This window comes from Rhodobacter sp. Har01, assembly GCF_020564565.1.
Taxonomy (GTDB): domain Bacteria; phylum Pseudomonadota; class Alphaproteobacteria; order Rhodobacterales; family Rhodobacteraceae; genus Pseudogemmobacter.
The window spans coordinates 371653-390776 of the sequence record NZ_JAJCTD010000004.1; the positions used below are offsets into that span (position 1 = coordinate 371653).

A 19124-nucleotide genomic window follows, 5' to 3' on the forward strand; every position below is an offset into this window, starting at 1 on the left:
AATGAGCGTGCGACAAGGTCCTGCAATTCAAGGAGCCTTGCCATGTTCAGCCGTCTCTTCGCCCACATGCAGATGCGCCGCTCGACCGCGTTCCTGCTGTCGCGCGCGGATGACCATCTGCTGAACGACATCGGCCTGTCGCGCGCCGACCTTCGGTCGATGCACTCGGGCCTGCACGGCGCCACCCCGGGCCTTGCGGCCGGCCCGGTTCAATCGCTCGGCTGCGCACTCCCTGTCGCCGGCTGAGAAACCTCGCGCGGGGTGCCACCCGGCACCCCGCCGCCTTCTCTTACCCCAAGGCGTCGTTGCACCGCTTGCAGGTGCCCGGATGCGCATGTGACCCCACATCCGGCAGGATCTGCCAGCAGCGCTGGCACTTCTCGCCCATGGCGCGTTCGAAAACCACGCCCACGCCCGGCACATCGGGCAGGCGGAAGGCCTCTTGCGGCTCGGGGTCGGCGGTCAGCTGCAACCCGCTGGTGATGCAGACCTCGGCGAAATCCACCGACTTCAGCGCCGCCAGAATCGCCGTTTCCGCCACATGCACCACCGGCGCCGCCTCAAGGCTGGCGCCGATCACCTTGGCCGTGCGCTGCACTTCCAGCGCCCCGGTGACCACCTTGCGCGCCGCCCGCACGCCCTCCCACTTCGCCGCCAGCGCGTCATTGCGCCAGGCCGCCGGCGTCTCGGGGAAATCCACCATGTGGACCGACGACCCCTCGCCCGGAGTCCGGCAGAGCCAGACCTCCTCCATGGTGAAGACCAGGATCGGCGCCAGCCAGGTGGTCAGGCGCTGGAACAGCAGGTCCAGCACCGTCCGGCAGGCCCGCCGCCGCAGCGAAGACGCCGCATCGCAATACAGCGCATCCTTGCGGATGTCGAAGTAGAACGCCGACAGGTCGCTGGTCGCGAAGGTGAACAGCTCGGTGAAGACGCCCTGGAAATCGTACTTGGCATAGCCGTCGCGCACCACCGCATCCAGCCCCGCCAGCCGGTGCAGCACCCAAGCCTCCAGTTCCGGCATCTCGGTCGGGCTGACCCGCTCTGCTTCGGCGAACCCGTCCAGGTTCCCCAGCAGGAAGCGCAAGGTGTTGCGCAAGCGGCGATAGCTGTCGGCAACGCCCTTCAGGATTTCCTTGCCGATCCGCAGGTCGACCGTGTAATCGCTCAGCGCCACCCAAAGCCGCAGGATATCGGCGCCGTATTCGCCGATCACCTCTTGCGGGGCCACCGTGTTGCCCAACGACTTGGACATCTTCATGCCCTTCTCGTCCAGCGTAAACCCGTGGGTCAGAACGCCCCGATACGGCGCCCGCCCCTTGGTGCCACAGGCCTGCAACATGCTGGAATGGAACCACCCCCGGTGCTGGTCGGTGCCCTCCAGGTACAGGTCGGCAATCCCGTCCGCGCTGCCGTCCGGCCGGTCGCGCAGCACGAAGGCATGCGTGCTGCCGCTGTCGAACCAGACGTCCAGCACATCCGTCACCTGTTCATAATCGGACGGCTCGACGATGCCCGACAGCACCCGCTCCTTGAATCCTTGCACATACCAGACATCGGCACCGTCCGCCTCGAAGGCCGCCACGATCCGGGCGTTCACTTCCGGGTTCCGCAGCAGGAAATCCGCCGCATCCGGCCGGGCGCCCTTCTTCACGAAGCAGGTCAGCGGCACGCCCCAGGCGCGCTGCCGGCTGAGAACCCAGTCCGGCCGCGCCTCGATCATCGAATGCAGCCGGTTGCGGCCCGTCGCCGGGGTCCATTCCACCAGTTGCGTGATCGACATCAGCGCCCGCTTGCGGATGGTGTCGCCATAGGTGGTCATGCCATCGTCCAGCGCCTTGTCGATGGCGACGAACCATTGCGGCGTGTTGCGATAGATCAGCGGCGCCTTGGACCGCCAGGAATGCGGGTAGGAATGCCGCAGCTTGCCCTTGGCCAGCAGCGCGCCGGCATAGGCCAATTGCTTGATGACCGAGACATTCGCCGGCCCCTCCTTGCCCTCGGGCGTCAGGATCGCCTGCCCGCCGAACAAGGGCAGGTCGGCCCGGAAACAGCCATCCGCCTCGACGTTATACGTCATCGGCAGGCCGAACCTGACCCCCATCTGATAGTCGTCATCGCCATGGCTCGGCGCGGTGTGAACAAACCCCGTCCCCGCGTCGTCGGTGACATGGTCGCCCGGCAGCATGGGCACGTCATAATCCCACTCGCCCGCCGCGCCCTCGACGCCCCGGAACGGATGCGCCAGCACCAGCCCGCGCAGCTCATCGCCCGAAACCCCGCGCAGCCGCCGCCACATCCCCTCGGACAGCTTCGCCGCGGTGAACACGCTTTCGGCCAGCTTGTCCGCCAGCAGATAGGTCGCGCCGATGGTGGCGTTGCTGTCCTCGGGCCGCCCCGTCACCTCATACAAGCCGTAGGAAATCTCGGGGTTGTAGGATACCGCCCGGTTCTGCGGAATGGTCCAGGGCGTGGTGGTCCAGATCACCACCCGCGCCGCCAGCAGGTCGGTGCGGATGCAGGCCCCGGTCTCTTCGAAGCTGTCGGCAGCGACCACCCGGAACGGCACCCAGATCGTGTGGCTGGTATGGTCGTGATACTCGACCTCGGCCTCTGCGAGGGCGGTCTTTTCCACCGGCGACCACATCACCGGCTTCGACCCCTGATACAGACTGCCGTTCATCACGAACTTCATGAACTCGTCGGCGATCACCGCTTCGGCGTGGTAGTTCATGGTCAGGTAGGGGTCGTCCCACTTGCCCGTCACACCCAGCCGCTTGAACTCCTCGCGCTGGACGTCGATCCAGCCTTCCGCGAACTTCCGGCACTCCTGCCGGAAGGCCACCACGTCCACCTCGTCCTTGTTCAGGCCCTTGGCACGATACTGTTCCTCGATCTTCCACTCGATCGGCAACCCGTGGCAGTCCCAGCCCGGCACATAGCGTGCATCGCGGCCCAGCATCTGCTGGCTGCGCACGATGAAATCCTTCAGGATCTTGTTCAGCGCATGGCCGATGTGCAGATGCCCGTTGGCGTAAGGCGGGCCATCGTGCAGCACGAACGGCGCCCGGCCCTTCTGCTCGCGCAGCCGGTCATAGACGCCGATCCGCTCCCACCGCGCCAGCCACTCCGGCTCGCGCTGCGGCAGGCCCGCCCGCATGGGAAACGCGGTTTCGGGCAGGAAGACGGTGTCGCGGTAGTCGGGCGCTTGGGTCGTGTCAGAGGACATCGGTTCTCTCTCGGGAATCAAGGCGGCAATAGGGATCACCCGGCGGCTGAACCCCTCAGCCCGCCGGGCCGCTAATTCGCCGCTGTCCCGTGCCCTCGCATCGCATGGCCGCCTTATAGGCAAGCCCCGCCACAGCGTAAAGCCCGGCCCTGCCCTTCATCTTGGCCCAAATACCCCGGGGTCCGGGGCAGCGCCCCGGGGCCGGGCAAGAAAGACAAAGGCTTTCCTTTCCGCGCCCACCCCCTATCCTGCCCTCAAGGAGACCCGCCATGAAAGAACCCTCGCTCAACGTCCTGGGCGCCCCGCTCGAAGCCTGCTCATCCGCGCCGCTGACCGGCTTCTTCCGCGACGGCTGCTGCAACACCGGCCCTGCCGACCGCGGGTTGCACACCGTCTGCGCCCAGATGACGGCCGAGTTCCTGGCGCTGTCGAAATACCTCGGCAACGACCTTTCCACCCCGCGGCCCGAATACGGCTTTGCCGGGCTGAAACCGGGCGATCACTGGTGCCTCTGCGCCAGCCGCTTCCTGCAGGCGCATGACGAAGGCGCCGCGCCGAAGATCCGCCTCAGCGCAACGCACCAGAACACGCTGCACCTTGTTCCGCTCGAGGTTCTGCGCCAGCACGCCACCGACGCCACCCCCGGCCCGTGATCCCGCCCCGCTTCGACGTCAGCGAAGACCAGATCGCCGCCGTGGTGGCCGAATTCTACACCTGCGTCCGCAGCCACCCCGGCCTTGGCCCGGTCTTTGCCGCCCATGTCGCCGACTGGCCCCGGCATGAGGAGAAGATCACCCGGTTCTGGAAGAACGCGATCCTGTTCGACCGCACTTACGACGGCAACCCGCTGGCCGTCCACCGTGCCGCGGGCGATGTCCGCATCCCGATGTTCGACACCTGGCTTGGCCTCTTCGACAGCGTCCTGAACCGCGAATTGCCGCCACAGACGGCCCAGGCCTGGTCGGCGCTGGCCCACCGCATCGGCCGCGGGCTGGTCTTCGGCCTGGGCCAGTCGGATGGCCCGCCGTCACTTCGCTGAGGCCACCGCCGCAACCGCGGTCATCGGCCGGATCGCCCCGTCGTCGCGCATCAGGTCGTCGATGAACAGGCTGAGAAGCTGCGGCCGCCCGCTCACCCCGGCCTTGCGGTAGATCGCATTGGTCTGCGCCTTGACCGTGCCCTCGGAGGTGGCCCGCAGGCCGGCGATCTCGGCCGTGCTCATCCCCTTGATGGCGAACAGAGCCACGTCGCGCTCGGCGGCCGTCAGGCCCCATTCCCCGAAGCGCTCTTCCAGAAGGTCCATGAACGCGCCCGAGGCCCGGCGCAGCCGCTCTTCGGCCTGGTGACGCTCGCGCATCGTCCGCAGCAGCGCCAACCCGCCCAGCACCAGTCCGGCAATCAGCCCCAGCGCCGCCGCCACCTCCAGCAACTCGCGAATTTCCCAGGGCATCGGCGACACGGGGATCCCCAGCACAGAGGTCAGGATGTCGAACACGAAGAACGAAGCGCACAGGAACTGCGCCAGGAACAGCGCGACCAGGAACCAGCGCCGCCTCACGCGCGCGCCCTTTCGGCAGCGGGGTCAGTCGTCATCGTCCTCACCGCCGCCGCCCGAGCCGGAGTTGTCGCCGTCGTCGCCGTCATCATCGCCGCCGTCATCATCGCCGCCGTCGTCCCCGCCGCCGTCGTCCCCGCCGCCGCCGTCCCCGCCGCCGCCGTCCCCGCCGCCGTCATCGTCGCCGCCGTCCAGCAGGTCACCGCTCCGGCCCGAGTTGTCGGACCGCGTCGTCAGGTCACGCAGGATCTCGCCGGTGGCCGGGTTCAGGATGATTTCGCGGCTGCCCTTCGACCCGCGGCCGACGATCCGCACGCGGCCCAGCAGGGTTCGGCTGACGGTGATCTCGCTATAGCCGCGCTTCTCAAGCTGCCGCACGATCTGGGCCACGATGTCCTTCGCATGCGCAGGCTGCGCCACGGCCAGCGCGGCCGCACCAAGGGCGAGGAATCGTCTGCGGTTCATTTCCGGCCTCCTCGGGGCGTGGCCCCGACGCGGGCGATCTTCGCCCAGTGCAGGCACCCCGGCAAGCCCGGGGTGCCTGTTCGGATCAACCTTCGCCGATCAGTCGTCGTCGCTGCCACGGTCGTCGCCGCTGTCATGGTCCGAGCCGTCGTCGTCGCCACCATGATCGTCGTCGCTGTCATCGCTGTCGTCGTGACCGCTGCTGTCGTCATCGCTGTCGTCATCGCTGTCGTCATCGCTGTCATCATCGCTGTCATCATCGCTGTCATCGTCGTCGTCATCGCTGCCGCCGCTGGTGCGGACGAAGTCGCGGTCGCGATCGCGCACCTGCACGCCCGACCGGCCCTGGTCGCGGGACGAGGCCGTGCTGGTCTCTTGCTTCAGCACCGCGCCGGTCTCGATGTCGATCACGACCTCGACCTTCTCGCCGCCCTTCACCGCCTCGACCTTGATCTGGGTCGGGCCCTTCTTCACCTCGATCCAGTTGTAGCCTTCCGACTGGAACTGGCTGACCACCGCATCGGTGGTCACCGCCGCCATCGCCATCGACCCGGTCAGCACCAGCGCTGCGGTCATCATCATCAGCTTCGTGCGCATCTTCATGTCTCGTCTCTCCTACGGGTGGGGCGGAGTGGGTGATCGCCCGGTGTGGGTGCCGCTCGAACCGGCGACGAGATCAGGACATGCGTTTCCGGCCGGCCTGTGAATTGGACCGGGGTTTAATGCAGGCAAATCAGCAAATGGGTTGTGCGCCTAAACGCAGGTTTATGACCTTGGTCCGGGTCGCATGGGCGATGCTGCCGGACCAAAGTCCGAAACCCGAGGGATTGCACGCGAATCGCTGCCGCGACGGCTGCGGCGACGGCTGCGGCGGCTGGGCCCCAGACCCGCCGCCTTCGGGCGAATCCCGGCCTTGGGGTCAGGCCTCAGGCCTTCATGTCTACGCCCAGGTGGCGCGCCACGGTGAAGATGTCCTTGTCGCCACGGCCGCACATGTTCATCACGATGATGTGGTCCTTGGGCAACTTGGGCGCGATCTTGGTCACATGCGCCAGCGCGTGGCTGGGTTCCAGCGCCGGGATGATGCCCTCCAGCTTGCAGCACAGCTGGAACGCCTCCAGCGCCTCGGCATCGGTGATCGAGACGTAGTGCGCCCGGCCGACGTCGTGCAGCCAGGAATGCTCGGGGCCGATGCCGGGGTAGTCGAGGCCGGCGCTGATCGAGAAGCCTTCCAGGATCTGCCCGTCGCCATCTTGCAGCAGGTAGGTCCGGTTGCCGTGCAGCACGCCGGGGCGCCCGCCGGTCAGGCTGGCGCAATGCTGCATCCGGTCGTCCACGCCCTTGCCGCCGGCCTCGACGCCGATGATGTTGACCGAAGGGTCGTCCAGGAACGGATAGAACAGCCCCATGGCGTTCGACCCGCCGCCGATCGCGGCGACCAGGGTGTCGGGCAGGCGGCCCTCGCCTTCCTGCTCGGCCAGCTGCCAGCGCACTTCCTTGCCGATGATGCTTTGGAAATCGCGCACCATGGCGGGGTAGGGATGCGGCCCGGCCACCGTGCCGATGCAGTAGAAGGTGTCGCGCACGTTGGTCACCCAATCGCGCAGCGCGTCGTTCATTGCGTCCTTCAGCGTGCCGCGACCGCTGGTGACGGGAATCACCTCGGCGCCCAGCAGCTTCATGCGGAAGACATTCGGCGCCTGGCGTTCGACGTCATGCGCGCCCATGTAGACCACGCATTGCAGCCCGAACTTGGCGCAGACCGTGGCGGTGGCCACCCCGTGCTGCCCCGCGCCGGTTTCGGCGATGATCCGGGTCTTGCCCATCCGGCGGGCCAGGATGATCTGGCCCAGCACGTTGTTGATCTTGTGCGCGCCGGTGTGGTTCAGCTCGTCGCGCTTCATGTAGACCTTGGCGCCGCCCAGTTCCGCCGTCAGCCGCGGCGCGAAATACAGCGGCGAGGGGCGGCCGACATAGTGCTTCCACAGATCGTCCATCTCGGCCCAGAAGCTGGGGTCGGTCTTGGCGTGCTCATAGCGCGCCTCAAGGTCCAGGATCAGCGGCATCAGCGTCTCGCTGACGAAGCGCCCGCCGAAGATGCCGAAGCGCCCCGCCTCGTCCGGACCCGACATGAAGCTGTTCAACCCGTCCTCGGCCATGGCGCCCTCCGCAAATCCAACCCGGCCGGGTGTAGCGCCCTTCCCCGCGCGGGGAAAGGGGGCGCTGCCCCCGTCTTCGCTGCCGCGAAGACTCCCCCGGGGTACTTGGGCCAAGATGAAGGGCAAGCAGCTTCATCTTGGCTCAAATACCCCCGCCGGAGGCCCCCCTGTCAGCGGAGAATCGGGATCTCGTCCCGGAATCCCGTCGCCGCCGCCACGAAGGCCGCGATCCTGGCGGGATCCTTGACCCCCGGCGCGCTTTCCACGCCGGATGATACGTCGACCTGCCGCGCATTGGTCAGCCGGATCGCCTCGGCCACGTTCTCGGCCGTCAGTCCGCCGGCCAGCATCCAGGGCCGCAGCCAGCGCCGCTGCGCCACCAGCCGCCAGTCGAAGGCCAGGCCGTTGCCGCCGGGCAGCACCGCGCCTTTCGGCGGCTTGGCATCGACCAGGATCTGGTCGGCCGCCAGCGAAAAGTCGAGCAGGGCCGCAAGGTCGCCCTCGTCGGCCACGCCCACCGCCTTCATCACCGGCAACCCGTAGCGGGCGCGAACCTCGGCCACGCGCCCGGGGCTTTCGTGGCCGTGAAGCTGCAGCATGTCGGTCGGCACCGCCGCGACGATGGCGTCCAAGGTCGCATCGTCGGCATCCACCGTCAGCGCCACCTTGCACAGCCCCTCGGGCGCCGCCAGGGCCGCCGCCCGCGCCTGATCCAGGCTGACGTAGCGGGGCGACCTGGGAAAGAAGTTGAAGCCGACATAGGCCACCCCCGCCGCAGCGCATACCGCCACTTCTGCGGGCGTGCGCAGCCCGCAGACCTTCACCCGGACGGCAGGGATCACCGGCTGCGGCCGCCTTCGACCATGGCCAGCACCTCGTCGCGCGCCGGAACGGTTGTCGTGTCCTTCAGCACCGCAAGCTCGCGCTCCAGCCGGGCGACCTGCCGGGACTTGCCCTTGGCATCGGACCGGATGCGCGCCTCGCGCATCCATTCCCAGACGAAGCCGATCATGACCCCCGCCGCCACGGCCGCGAGAATCACCAGGAACAGCGGAACCTGGAAGACCGGGTCGTACTGCACCACCTTGGCCAGTTCATCCGGCAACAGCCGCAGCGGCACCGGCGCCCGGTTGGCAAGCGCCAGGACCAGCAGCACCAGGCCGGTCAGGATAAGGAAGAGAAGTCTGAAGAGACGCAGCATGGCATGTCACCGCAAAGCCAGTTGGTGGCGCGACTATCCGCCTTCCCGAGGCCGGGCGCAACCCGTCCGGCACGACCCATAGGGTCGCAGGTCCCGGCTTATTTGCCGTTCAGGCGATCGCGCAGCAGCTTTCCGGTCTTGAAGAAGGGCACCTTCTTGTTCTCGACCTGCACGGATTCGCCGGTTCGCGGGTTGCGCCCCAGCCGTGCGTCGCGCGCCTTGACCGAGAATGCGCCAAATCCGCGCAGTTCGACCCGATCACCGCGGGCCAGCGCCTCGATGATCTCTTCGAATACCGTATTCACGATCCGTTCGACGTGGCGCTGTGTCAGATGCGGGTTCTCGTCCGCAATCTTCTGGATCAGTTCCGACCTGATCATCCGTGGTCCCCCTGTTGGCCCGGCCCCCTGCGGCAACCGTCCAGCTTTGCTTTTGGTCGGACTATAGCGGCAGGATTTGCCTGCTGACAAACAAAAACGGGGACTTGGCCCGTTTCAGATGGAAAAGGCCCCGCGCGGGGCGGGGCCTTCCAATCCAGTCACGGGCGCGGCGTTCAGCCGCGGTCGGCCTTCAGGGCGGCGCCGAGGATATCGCCCAGGCTGGCGCCCGAATCGGACGAGCCGTACTGCTCGACCGCTTCCTTCTCTTCGGCGATCTCGCGCGCCTTGATCGACAGGCCCAGCTTGCGGGTCTTGGGGTCGATGTTGGTCACCCGCACGTCGATCTTGTCGCCGACCTGGAACCGCTCGGGGCGCTGGTCGCCCCGGTCGCGGCTCAGGTCGGACCGGCGGATGAACGACTTGGCGCCGTTGTATTCCACCTCGATGCCGCCATCCTCGATCGCCGTCACCGCGACGGTGATGATCGAGCCGCGCTTCACGCCGTCAACCGCGTCCGAGAACGAATCGTCCGACAGCGCCTTGATCGAAAGCGAGATGCGCTCCTTCTCGATGTCGACTTCCGACACCACCGCCTGGACCACGTCGCCCTTGCGGTAGGTCTGGATCGCCTCTTCGCCGCGCTTGTCCCACGACAGGTCGGACAGGTGCACCATGCCGTCGATATCGTTGTCCAGGCCGACGAACAGACCGAATTCGGTGATGTTCTTGACCTCGCCCTCGATGGTCGAGTTGACCGGGTGGTTCTCGGCGAAGACCTCCCACGGGTTGCGCTGGGTCTGCTTCAGGCCCAGCGAAACGCGGCGCTTGGCGCTGTCGATTTCCAGCACCATGACGTCGACTTCCTGGCTGGTCGAGACGATCTTGCCGGGATGCACGTTCTTCTTGGTCCAGGACATTTCCGAAACGTGCACCAGGCCTTCGACGCCCGCTTCCAGTTCGACGAATGCGCCGTAGTCGGTGATGTTGGTGACACGGCCCTTGTGGACCGAGTTGATCGGATAGGCCTTCTCGACCGCATCCCACGGATCGGACTGCAGCTGCTTCATGCCCAGCGAAATACGGTGGGTTTCCTTGTTGATCTTGATGACCTGGACCTTGATGGTCTCGCCGATCGCCAGGATCTCCGAAGGATGGTTCACACGGCGCCAGGCCATGTCGGTCACGTGCAGCAGGCCATCGACGCCACCGAGGTCCACGAAGGCACCGTATTCGGTGATGTTCTTGACCACGCCGTCGACAACCTGGCCTTCGCTGAGGTTGCCGATGACTTCGGCGCGCTGTTCGGCGCGGCTTTCTTCCAGGATGGCGCGGCGCGACACCACGATGTTGCCGCGGCGACGGTCCATCTTCAGGATCTGGAACGGCTGCTTCATGCCCATCAGCGGGCCGGCGTCGCGCACCGGGCGCACGTCAACCTGGCTGCCCGGCAGGAACGCGACGGCGCCCCCGAGGTCGACCGTGAAGCCGCCCTTGACCCGGCCGAAGATCGCGCCTTCGACGCGCTGCTCGCTGGCATAGGCCTTTTCCAGCCGGTCCCAGGCTTCCTCGCGGCGGGCCTTCTCACGGCTGACCACCGCTTCGCCGCGGGCATTTTCCACGCGGTCCAGATAGACCTCGACGGTGTCGCCGACCTTGATCGACGGCGTCTCGCCGGGGTTCGCGAATTCCTTGATGTCGACGCGGCCTTCCATCTTGTAGCCGACGTCGATGATGGCCTGGCCCGCCTCGATGGCGATCACCTTGCCCTTGACGACCGTGCCCTCTTCGGGCGTGTCCATCTCGAAGCTCTCTTTCAGAAGGGCTTCGAATTCGTCCATAGCGTTCTTCGCGCACATATGCAGTCAGTTCCTTTTCATGGTTTTCTGGCCAAGCGGTTGGCTCCGCCGGTCTGTGCTGGCCCCGATATGCAAAATGCCCCCATCCGGCGAACCGGAGGCGGCGTCTTCCTTCAGGATGCGCGGCCTATAGACCGATTGCCCGGTCGGGGCAAGCGAAAGCGCAGCGCCCCTCAGGCTGCCGGACGATCCGGCGGCGCTGTTGCCGGAAGCGCTGTGGCCGCCTTGCGCGCAAGTTGTTTCCGGTAGGCGTCGATCTCATGCCGCATCAGGTGGCGCAGACTGGGAAACTGTTCGTGCGCCTGCATCTCGTCCCTGGATGCCTCCAGGACCGGCTCGAAATAGCGCACATACCAGTGCGGAAACTCGCGGCCGAAGTAATGCCGGATGTAGCGGTTATGCGCCTCTCGGATGGACACGATCAGGTCGAGCTTCTGGTAGAAGTGGTTCAGGCTTGAAATCTTCCGCCATTCGCCGGGCGGCAGGACGCTGTGCAGGGTATCCATCGACCGTGGGGACTGTTGCAGGGCCGCGCGGAAGGCGGCGCCCGCGTCGTTGCGGATCTCGATGAAGGCCGGAGAGGTGTATTCCTCGATCAGTCGCAGGGCAGAGGCGATCTTTTCCTTCCGCCGTTCGGCCAGATAGATCACGAGGCCACTCAGCGTCGCACCCAGGGTGGCACCCAGAACCGCCGCACCTGCGTTGTTGTTGAACACCTCGATGATGCCGGACAGGAAGGCGGAAATGGTGTCGATCACTGGCAACCTGTTGAATCTTCCTCTCTTCTAGGCTAGTTCCTGCCGTCGGGGCGGTCAATGGGCCGGTGCGAGAATGGCCGTCAACATGCTGCTGACAGGTGGGAACGCCGAACTTCTGCCACTCGGACTTCTAGTCGTGGCCGTCCTGGCACTGCCCGCTCTGCTGCTGGCCTGGATCAGCCACCGTTGCACCAGCCGGTTGCGCTAGGGGCTTTCGGATCGGTCCGATCCGTCTTGCAGCCGGGCGGCAACCACCGACAACGCTGCGGCAAGCGCCGCATCCACTGTCAGCGCGCTGGTGTCGATCAGCACCGCGTCAGGGGCGGGTTTCAGCGGCGCATCCGCGCGCCCCATGTCGCGGGCGTCACGCTCTAGGACTTCGGCCAGCACGCGGGCCTCGTCGCCACCCACCTCCAGCCAACGCCGGTGCGCGCGGACTTCGGGACTGGCGGTGACATACAGTTTCACCTCGGCCTCGGGGCAGATCACCGTGCCGATGTCGCGCCCGTCCAGCACCGCGCCGCCCTCGGCCCGGGCAAAGCGACGCTGGAAGTCGACCAGGGCGGCGCGAACCTCGGGGATTGCCGCCGCCCGGCTGGCGGCCTGGCCGGCCTCAAGCGTGCGCAGGTCGTCGCGCAGCAGGTCTTGCGGCGTCAGGTCGCGCGCCGCAGCGACCGGATCGCCGCCCCGCGCGCCGACCGCGCGATACAGCAGGCCGGTGTCCAGATGCGCCAGGCCAAAGCGGTCGGCCACCGCGCGCGACAGCGTGCCCTTGCCCGCCGCCGCCGGCCCGTCGATCGCCACCGTGAAGATCATGCCCCTCGCCCGCCGTGTTGCATGCCGTGCTGCATGCGCGTTTTCCTACCGCATCGGGCAGAAAAGAGGAATCCCCCGCAAACGGCGCCGGGGCACGCAAAGGCCAGCGGCGATGTCGGGCCATTGCCGGGGCCGCCCCCCGGCCCGGTCCGGGGCCTCCGGCGGGGGTATTTCGCGCCAGGATGAAGCTGCTTGCCCTTCATCTTGGTCCAAATACCCCGGGGGAGTCTTCGCGGCACGCGAAGACGGGGGCAGCGCCCCCCGACCGGGCTAAAGCCAGGCGCCAGGGCCGGGCGGTCGCTCCACCGGGTCACCGCTGGTCAGGCCGGCCGGAAAAGTTGACAAATCGTTAATTTGAAGCCGTAACCCATTGATCTACTTGTCTCGCCGAGGTGTCCCATCATGGGACACTCCCTCAACCCCGCCGGACCCGGGCCCCGAGGCCGTTCATCAGCCCCTCGAAAATCGGGAAAGAGGTCATGATCGGGCTGCCATCATCCACCCCGATCTCGGCCCTCGAGGCCATCCCCGCCACCAGGAAACTCATCGCGATCCGGTGGTCGAGGTGGGTCTTGGCCACCGCCCCCCCCGGCACGCCGCCCGGCCCCATGCCGTGAACGATCAGGGTGTCCGCGTCCTCGTCCACCCGCACGCCACAGGCCTCAAGTCCGCGCGCCATGGCGTCGATCCGGTCGCTTTCCTTGACCCGCAACTCCTTGACCCCGCGCATCACCATCCGGCCCTCGGCAAAGGCCGCCACCACCGCCAGGATGGGATACTCGTCGATCATGCTGGGCGCGCGCTCGGGCGGCACCTCGATGCCCTTCATCCCCGGCGAGAACCGCACCCGCAGATCGGCCACCGGCTCGCCCCCTTCTTCCCTGGGGTTCTCGAAGTCGATCAGCGCGCCCATTTCGACCAGCGTCAGGAACAGCCCGTTGCGGGTCAGGTTCTGGCTGACCCCCGGCACCCGGATGTCCGACCCCTCGACGATCAGCGCCGCGCAGACCGGAAAGGCCGCCGAGGACGGATCGCGCGGCACGGCCACGGTCTGCGGCCGCAACTCGGGCCGGCCGACCAAGGTGATGACATGCCCCTCCGGCCCAGTCTCGACGACAAGCTCGGCGCCAAAGCCCCGCAGCATCTGCTCGGAATGATCCCGCGTCGGCTCGCGCTCGATCACCACGGTCTCGCCCGGGGTGTTCAGGCCCGCCAGCAGGACGGCCGATTTGACCTGGGCCGAAGCCACCGGCAGGGCATAGCGCACTGGCACCGGGTCAGCGGCGCCCACCACCGTCATCGGCAGCCGCCCGCCCGCACGTCCAAAGGCTCGCGCGCCGAACAGCGCCAGCGGGTCGGTCACCCGCCCCATCGGCCGTTTGCGCAAGCTGGCGTCGCCGGTGTAGGTCGCGGTGATCGGGGTCGTGGCCATGCTGCCCATGATCAGCCGCGCCCCGGTGCCCGAGTTGCCGCAGTCGATCACGTCGGCCGGCTCGCGGAACCCGCCGACGCCGACACCGCGCACCGACCACTCTCCCGGCCCCGACCGCTCGACCGTCGCGCCAAAGGCCTGCATGGCCTTGCCGGTGTCCAGAACGTCCTGGCCTTCCAGCAGCCCGGTGATCCGGGTCTCGCCCACCGCCATCGCCCCCAGGATCAGCGCCCGGTGGCTGATCGACTTGTCCCCCGGCACCTCGGCCACGCCTGTCAGCGGCCCGCACCGGCCGGAGGTCATCGGTTGTGCCTCGCCGTGGCCCGCCATCCTGGTCTCCTTCGCAAATCCGCCCGCCTGATAGCGCAAGCCGAACGGGCGGTCCACCCGCCCCCCTTTTCGCGGCGGGGTGGGCGGGTGGGCGCCGCGAAAAGGGGGGCTTGCCCGGCCTCAGGCGCGGCGGAAGGTCAGGTAATGCGGCACCCGGCCCTCGCGCAGGGCTTTCTGCTCATAGCGGGTGGAAATCCAGTCCTCCCAGGCCTCGCCCGGCCCGGCCTGGCGTTCCAGCACGAAGCCGGCGGGCGGCACCTCTTCCAGCGCCTGCCGGACGTAATCGGGAATGTCGGTCGCCACCCGGAACTCGGCCCCCGGCGCGGTCACGCGGGCCAGGGGCAGCAGATAGTCCGGCGTCACGAAGCGGCGGCGATGGTGGCGGGCCTTGGGCCAGGGATCGGGGTAGTTCAGGAACACCCGCGTCAGGCAGGCGTCGGGCAACACGTCGAACAGCTCGCGCACATCGCGCGGGTGCAGCGACAGGTTGGTCACCCCCGCCGCCCGGATCTTGCCCAGCAGCATGGCAATGCCGTTGACGAAGGGCTCGGCGCCGATCAGATGCACCTCTGGATGGCCCGCGGCCATGTGCACCAGATGCTCACCGCCGCCGAAGCCGATTTCCAGCCAGAGCGGCCGCCCGCCGGCAAAGCCCAGGTCCAGCGGGGCACGATCCGGGTTCTCGGCCGCCGTCACGCCCTTCAGCCGCAGCGGCTCGAGGTCCTGCGCCAGATAGTCCCGCTGGGACGCCCGCAAGGTCTTGCCATGGGTGCGACCATAGAAGTTGCGGCGTTCGGGCTGGGGCAGGTCAGAAGGGGGCAGGTCAGAGGGGGGCATGACCGGGGCCTCTAGCGACGCCGCCCCCGGGGGTCAAGCCCGCGGCAAGATGCGTCCCCGCCGGGCAGCCCAAGCCGAAACGATTGCGCAACGTCGCCAAATCGGGCAACACTGCTGCGCGATGCGCCAGATGTTCCTTTCCCTGCACCGGCTGCTGATGCTGGTGGCCCTGACGGTCGCCCTTGCGGCAACCGGCTTTGCGCATCGCATGCCCACGCCGGACCAGGCGGCGCTGGACGCCTTCCTTCTGGCCGGAGGCGAGCTGAGCGATCTGTGCGGCGATGCCGACGGCGACGGCCTGCCAGACCACCCCGGATGCCAGGCCTGCCAGATCGCCGGCGCGGCCGACCTGCCGGCACCCCTGACCTCGGCCCGCAAGGCCGATCTGGTCTTTGTCGCCGAGGTCGTCGCCCCGCGCGAAAGCCGCGCCGTCCGCGCCGTGCTGGACCCCGCCCGCGGATTGCGCGCACCCCCCCTGGCCTGATCCCAGTCCCGGCCTTGCCGCGATGACCTGACCGGCCGCGCGCCCCTGGCGCTGCCGCCTGTCGCATCGCCCGGGCCTCCCGGCTTTTCCGGGCTCCGCGGTGGCGTCCCCTTGCCCGCCGGGGCCCAAGGCGCCGCCCCTTGTCACAAGGGACGGCACCCCGCCTGGCCCCGTCCGGTCCCCAGACGGACGGGGCCCCTTTCCGAACCATCGACACAACAACAGGGAACCGAACATGCGCCCCATCCTTGGCCTTCTGACCGCCCTCCTGCTTGCCGCCCCGCTGCACGCCCATGGCGTGACGGCGGGCAGCATCGAGATCATCCACCCCAACATCCCGCAGCCCGCGGACGGCGCCATGGCGGCCGCGGGCTACATGGGAATCGCCAATGCCGGAGATCAGCCCGACCGGCTGATCGGCGTCGAAACCCCGGTGGCGAAAAGCGCCATGCTGCACCAGACCTCGGTCGACGCCGACGGTGTGGCGAAGATGGCCCATCTGCCGGGACTGGACATTCCCGCCGGCGGCACTGCGCTGCTGGAACCCGGCGGCACCCACATCATGCTGATGGGCCTGACCCAGACCCTGACCGAGGGCCAGATGGTCCCCGCGACGCTGATCTTCGAAACCGCCGGCCGGGTCGAGGTCGAGTTCATGGTCGATCCGCCCGGCGGCATGGACCACTCGACGATGGACCATTCGGCCGCCGGCAACTGACCCCCTTTTTTCACACGGGAGACCCCGATGAACCGCCTTCTCACCCTGGCCGTTCTGGCCCTTTCCACCGCCCTGCCCGCCTGGGCCGAGGTCACGCTGACCGACCTGAAGGGCCGCGAAGTGACCCTGCCCGAGACGCCCGACCGGGTGCTTCTGGGCTTTTACTACGAGGATTTCATCGCCATCACCGGCCCCGGCGGCATCGACAAGGTTGTCGCGATCTCGCGCGGCCCTTGGGCCGAATGGCGCCCGATGCAGTGGGAGGCGTACAAGGCCGTCTTCCCGCAGATCGACAGCCTGCCCGACGTCGGCGATACCGAGACCTCGACCTTCTCGGTCGAAGCCGCCATCGCGGCCAAGCCCGATGTGGCCCTGCTGGCGGCCTGGCAGTTCGATGCCCTGGGCGAGGGCGTGGCGCAGCTTGAATCGGCCGGCATCCCGGTGGTGGTGGTCGACTACAACGCCCAGACGCTGGCCGCGCACCTCGCCTCGACCCGCGTCATCGGCACGCTGATGGGCAGCGAGGACCGCGCCGAAAGGCTGGCCACCCTTTATGAGGCGATGATCACCGACACCGCCGCGCGGGTGGCGGCGGCGGGCGATGCGCCGAAGAAGGTTTATGTCGAGCTGGCCAAGAAGGGCCCGGCCGAGATCGGCAACACCTATGGCAACGGCATGTGGGCCGGTGTGATCGACCTGGTCGGCGGGGCGAACATCGCCAAGGGCCAGATCGAGAACTGGGGCCCGCTGGCGCCCGAATACGTGCTGGCCGAGCAGCCCGAGGTGATCCTGCTGGCCGGGTCCGAATGGATGTCGGCGCCCGAGGCGGTGCGGGTGGGCTTCAAGGCCGATGCGGCCGACGCGCAGGCCAAGATGGCCGCCTACCTGACGCGGCCCGGCTGGGCCGACCTGCCGGCGGTCAAGTCGGGCGAGGTGCATGCCATCTACCACGGCGGGGCGCGGTCGCTGTCGGACTTCGTCTTCGCCCGCTACCTGGGCAAGGTTCTGCACCCTGCCGCCTTTGCCGATGTCGATCCGCAGGCGGAACTGGCGGCCTATTACGCCGAATGGCTGCCGATCCCGCTGGACGGCATCTTCGTGCAAAAGCTGCAATGACCTCCGTTGGCCTGACCCCCGGCGCGGCCTATGCCCGCCGGATCAGGCGGCGCGGCGCGGCGGTTCTGGCCGCCGCGCTGGCGCTTGTGGCGCTGCTGATCGCCGATCTGGTGACCGGCCCCTCGGGCATGCCGCTGGCCGAGCTGAACCGCGCCCTCTGGGCCGGGCCGGGCGGGGAAGACCGCGCGGCGGCGGCGATCCTGTGGCAGATCCGGATGCCGCAGACGATCATGGCCACGCTGGTCGGCGCCAGCCTGGGCCTGGCCGGTCTGATGATGCAGACCATCCTGGCCAACCCGTTGGCCAGCCCCTTCACCCTGGGCTTTTCCGCCGCCGCCGGCTTTGGCGCGGCGCTGTCGATCCTGTTCGGCGGCCTTTCGCCCCTGCCGCAATGGGTGGAAACGCCACTTGCCGCCTTTGCCATGACCCTGCTGTCGACCGGCCTGATCTACCTGGTCGCCCGGCTGAAGGGTGCCCAGCCCGAAGTGCTGGTGCTGGCCGGCATTGCCGTGCTGTTCTTCTTTCAGGCGCTGCAATCGCTGGTGCAGTTCATGGCCTCGCCCGAAGTCTTGCAGCAGATCGTGTTCTGGCTGTTCGGCAGCCTGCTCAAGGCCTCGTGGACCTCGGTCCAGGTCGCCGGCGCGATCCTGGCACTGTGCCTGCCGCTGGTGCTGCGCGACGCCTGGAACCTGACCGCGCTGCGCACCGGAGACGCCAATGCCGCCGCGCTGGGGCTGGACGTCAACCGCCTGCGCCGCCGTGCCTTTCTGCTGGTGGCGGCGCTGACCGCGGGGGCCGTCAGCTTTACCGGCACCATCGGCTTTGTCGGCCTGATCGCCCCCCACGTCGCCCGCGCCGCCGTGGGCGAGGATCACCGCTTTGCCCTGCCGATGGCGGCGCTGACCGGCGCGGTGATCCTGGTCGCGGCCTCGGTGCTGGGCAAGCTGATCTCGCCCGGGGCGGTGATCCCGGTCGGCATCATCACCGCCGTCGCCGGCATCCCGATGCTGCTGGCCGTCCTGTTGACGCTGAAACCGGCGGGGCCGCGATGACGCTGCACGCCAGCCTTCCCGCCGTCCGCAAGGGCCGCCGCACCATCCTGCACCCGCTGGAGCTGACCGCCGAGCCGGGCCAGATGCTGGGCGTGATCGGCCCCAACGGCGCGGGCAAGTCCACCCTTCTGCGCAGCCTGGCCGGGGCCGAGGGGCCAAGGCCCCCGACCACCTGGCAGGGCGCGCCTCTGCCCGCCCGCCGCATCGCCTACATGCCGCAGGCGTTCCAGATCTCGGCCGGCCTGACCGTGCTGGAATGCGTCCTGCTGGGCCGGCGCGAGACGCTGGGCTGGCACGTCCTGCCCGCCGACATGGCCGAGGCCGAGGCCGTTCTGCACCGGCTTGGCCTGTCGGATCTGGCGCCCCGCGGGATGGACACGCTGTCGGGCGGACAACAGCAGATGGTCCTGCTGGCGCAGCGCCTGGTCCGCGCGCCGCTGCTGATGGTGCTGGACGAGCCGACCTCGGCGCTGGACCTGCACCACCAGCTGGCGATCCTGCGCCACCTGGTCGGCTATGCCCGCTCCGCCCGGGCGGTGATCGTTCTGGCCCTGCACGACCTGACCCTTGCCGCCCGCTTTTGCGATCGGCTCTGGCTGTTGCATCAGGGCGCGCTGGTGGACAGCGGCCCCGCCGCGCGGGTTCTGACGGCCCGCGCCATCGGCCAGTGCTGGCAGGTCGCGCCGGAAATCCTGACCGGCCGCGACGGCCACCCGGTCATCGTCCCGCATTGACC

21 protein-coding genes are annotated in these 19124 nt (G+C 68.2%); 8 read left to right on the top strand and 13 right to left on the bottom strand.

What is annotated here, in order from left to right; genetic code table 11:
* Window positions 1–42: 42 nt before the first annotated feature.
* Window positions 43–246, top strand: coding sequence for a DUF1127 domain-containing protein (locus LHP98_RS12600; protein ID WP_227252875.1), 204 nt, complete (start codon window positions 43–45; stop codon window positions 244–246).
* A gap of 43 nt (window positions 247–289) precedes the next feature.
* On the opposite strand, the gene ileS is transcribed toward LHP98_RS12600, so the two are convergent.
* Window positions 290–3229: an isoleucine--tRNA ligase gene (gene ileS / locus LHP98_RS12605; RefSeq protein WP_227252876.1), complete on the bottom strand. Its 2940-nt coding sequence runs from the start codon at window positions 3227–3229 to the stop codon at window positions 290–292.
* Between the two features lie 269 nt (window positions 3230–3498).
* Between ileS and LHP98_RS12610 the strand changes: the two genes are divergently transcribed.
* Together LHP98_RS12610 and LHP98_RS12615 are read left to right on the top strand one after the other, a co-directional pair.
* Window positions 3499–3882, top strand: a complete 384-nt coding sequence (locus LHP98_RS12610) for a DUF2237 family protein (protein WP_227252877.1) — start codon at window positions 3499–3501, stop codon at window positions 3880–3882.
* Window positions 3879–4268: a group III truncated hemoglobin gene (locus tag LHP98_RS12615; protein ID WP_227252878.1), complete on the top strand. Its 390-nt coding sequence runs from the start codon at window positions 3879–3881 to the stop codon at window positions 4266–4268. Before LHP98_RS12610 ends, LHP98_RS12615 begins: the two co-directional genes overlap by 4 nt.
* Here the strand turns inward: LHP98_RS12615 and LHP98_RS12620 are convergent.
* From LHP98_RS12620 to trmB, 12 genes are all read right to left on the bottom strand, one after another.
* Window positions 4257–4787 (bottom strand): helix-turn-helix transcriptional regulator, encoded by a 531-nt coding sequence (locus LHP98_RS12620; RefSeq protein ID WP_227252879.1) that lies wholly within the window; start codon window positions 4785–4787, stop codon window positions 4257–4259. The two genes, LHP98_RS12615 and LHP98_RS12620, sit on opposite strands and share 12 nt — an antisense overlap.
* A 24-nt stretch (window positions 4788–4811) precedes the next feature.
* Window positions 4812–5249 (bottom strand): hypothetical protein, encoded by a 438-nt coding sequence (locus LHP98_RS12625; protein ID WP_227252880.1) that lies wholly within the window; start codon window positions 5247–5249, stop codon window positions 4812–4814.
* Window positions 5250–5348: 99 nt separating this feature from the next.
* Window positions 5349–5852: a PepSY domain-containing protein gene (locus LHP98_RS12630; protein ID WP_227252881.1), complete on the bottom strand. Its 504-nt coding sequence runs from the start codon at window positions 5850–5852 to the stop codon at window positions 5349–5351.
* A 323-nt stretch (window positions 5853–6175) separates the two neighbouring features.
* On the bottom strand, window positions 6176–7408 hold the full coding sequence (gene trpB, locus LHP98_RS12635) for a tryptophan synthase subunit beta (RefSeq protein WP_227252882.1): 1233 nt from the start codon (window positions 7406–7408) through the stop codon (window positions 6176–6178).
* Between the two features lie 170 nt (window positions 7409–7578).
* Window positions 7579–8247: a phosphoribosylanthranilate isomerase gene (locus LHP98_RS12640; protein WP_227252951.1), complete on the bottom strand. Its 669-nt coding sequence runs from the start codon at window positions 8245–8247 to the stop codon at window positions 7579–7581.
* Complete coding sequence (locus LHP98_RS12645) at window positions 8247–8609, bottom strand: LapA family protein (protein ID WP_227252883.1); 363 nt, start codon at window positions 8607–8609, stop codon at window positions 8247–8249. Before LHP98_RS12645 ends, LHP98_RS12640 begins: the two co-directional genes overlap by 1 nt.
* A 98-nt stretch (window positions 8610–8707) precedes the next feature.
* Complete coding sequence (gene ihfB, locus LHP98_RS12650) at window positions 8708–8989, bottom strand: integration host factor subunit beta (RefSeq protein ID WP_227252884.1); 282 nt, start codon at window positions 8987–8989, stop codon at window positions 8708–8710.
* 173 nt (window positions 8990–9162) lie between these two features.
* Entirely contained in the window at window positions 9163–10845 is a 1683-nt protein-coding gene (rpsA, locus tag LHP98_RS12655; protein WP_227252885.1) for a 30S ribosomal protein S1, read from the bottom strand.
* A 173-nt stretch (window positions 10846–11018) separates the two neighbouring features.
* A complete protein-coding gene (locus tag LHP98_RS12660; protein ID WP_227252886.1) occupies window positions 11019–11603 on the bottom strand; it encodes a hypothetical protein in 585 nt (194 codons plus the stop codon).
* A 204-nt stretch (window positions 11604–11807) separates the two neighbouring features.
* The gene (locus LHP98_RS12665; protein WP_227252887.1) at window positions 11808–12419 is read right to left on the bottom strand and encodes a (d)CMP kinase; all 612 of its coding nucleotides are present in this window, start codon (window positions 12417–12419) and stop codon (window positions 11808–11810) included.
* Window positions 12420–12834: 415 nt separating this feature from the next.
* Window positions 12835–14181: a 3-phosphoshikimate 1-carboxyvinyltransferase gene (gene aroA, locus LHP98_RS12670; protein ID WP_227252888.1), complete on the bottom strand. Its 1347-nt coding sequence runs from the start codon at window positions 14179–14181 to the stop codon at window positions 12835–12837.
* A 120-nt stretch (window positions 14182–14301) separates the two neighbouring features.
* The gene (gene trmB, locus LHP98_RS12675; RefSeq protein ID WP_227252889.1) at window positions 14302–15018 is read right to left on the bottom strand and encodes a tRNA (guanine(46)-N(7))-methyltransferase TrmB; all 717 of its coding nucleotides are present in this window, start codon (window positions 15016–15018) and stop codon (window positions 14302–14304) included.
* A 130-nt stretch (window positions 15019–15148) separates the two neighbouring features.
* Between trmB and LHP98_RS12680 the strand changes: the two genes are divergently transcribed.
* The 5 genes from LHP98_RS12680 (at window position 15149) to LHP98_RS12700 (ending at window position 19122) form a co-directional block, all read left to right on the top strand.
* The gene (locus LHP98_RS12680; protein WP_227252890.1) at window positions 15149–15502 is read left to right on the top strand and encodes a hypothetical protein; all 354 of its coding nucleotides are present in this window, start codon (window positions 15149–15151) and stop codon (window positions 15500–15502) included.
* Between the two features lie 235 nt (window positions 15503–15737).
* On the top strand, window positions 15738–16220 hold the full coding sequence (locus LHP98_RS12685; protein ID WP_227252891.1) for a copper chaperone PCu(A)C: 483 nt from the start codon (window positions 15738–15740) through the stop codon (window positions 16218–16220).
* 27 nt (window positions 16221–16247) lie between these two features.
* Entirely contained in the window at window positions 16248–17336 is a 1089-nt protein-coding gene (locus LHP98_RS12690; protein WP_227252892.1) for an ABC transporter substrate-binding protein, read from the top strand.
* A complete protein-coding gene (locus tag LHP98_RS12695; protein WP_227252893.1) occupies window positions 17333–18388 on the top strand; it encodes a FecCD family ABC transporter permease in 1056 nt (351 codons plus the stop codon). The genes LHP98_RS12690 and LHP98_RS12695 overlap by 4 nt, the downstream gene beginning before the upstream one ends.
* On the top strand, window positions 18385–19122 hold the full coding sequence (locus LHP98_RS12700; protein ID WP_227252894.1) for an ABC transporter ATP-binding protein: 738 nt from the start codon (window positions 18385–18387) through the stop codon (window positions 19120–19122). Before LHP98_RS12695 ends, LHP98_RS12700 begins: the two co-directional genes overlap by 4 nt.
* Window positions 19123–19124: the final 2 nt, after the last annotated feature.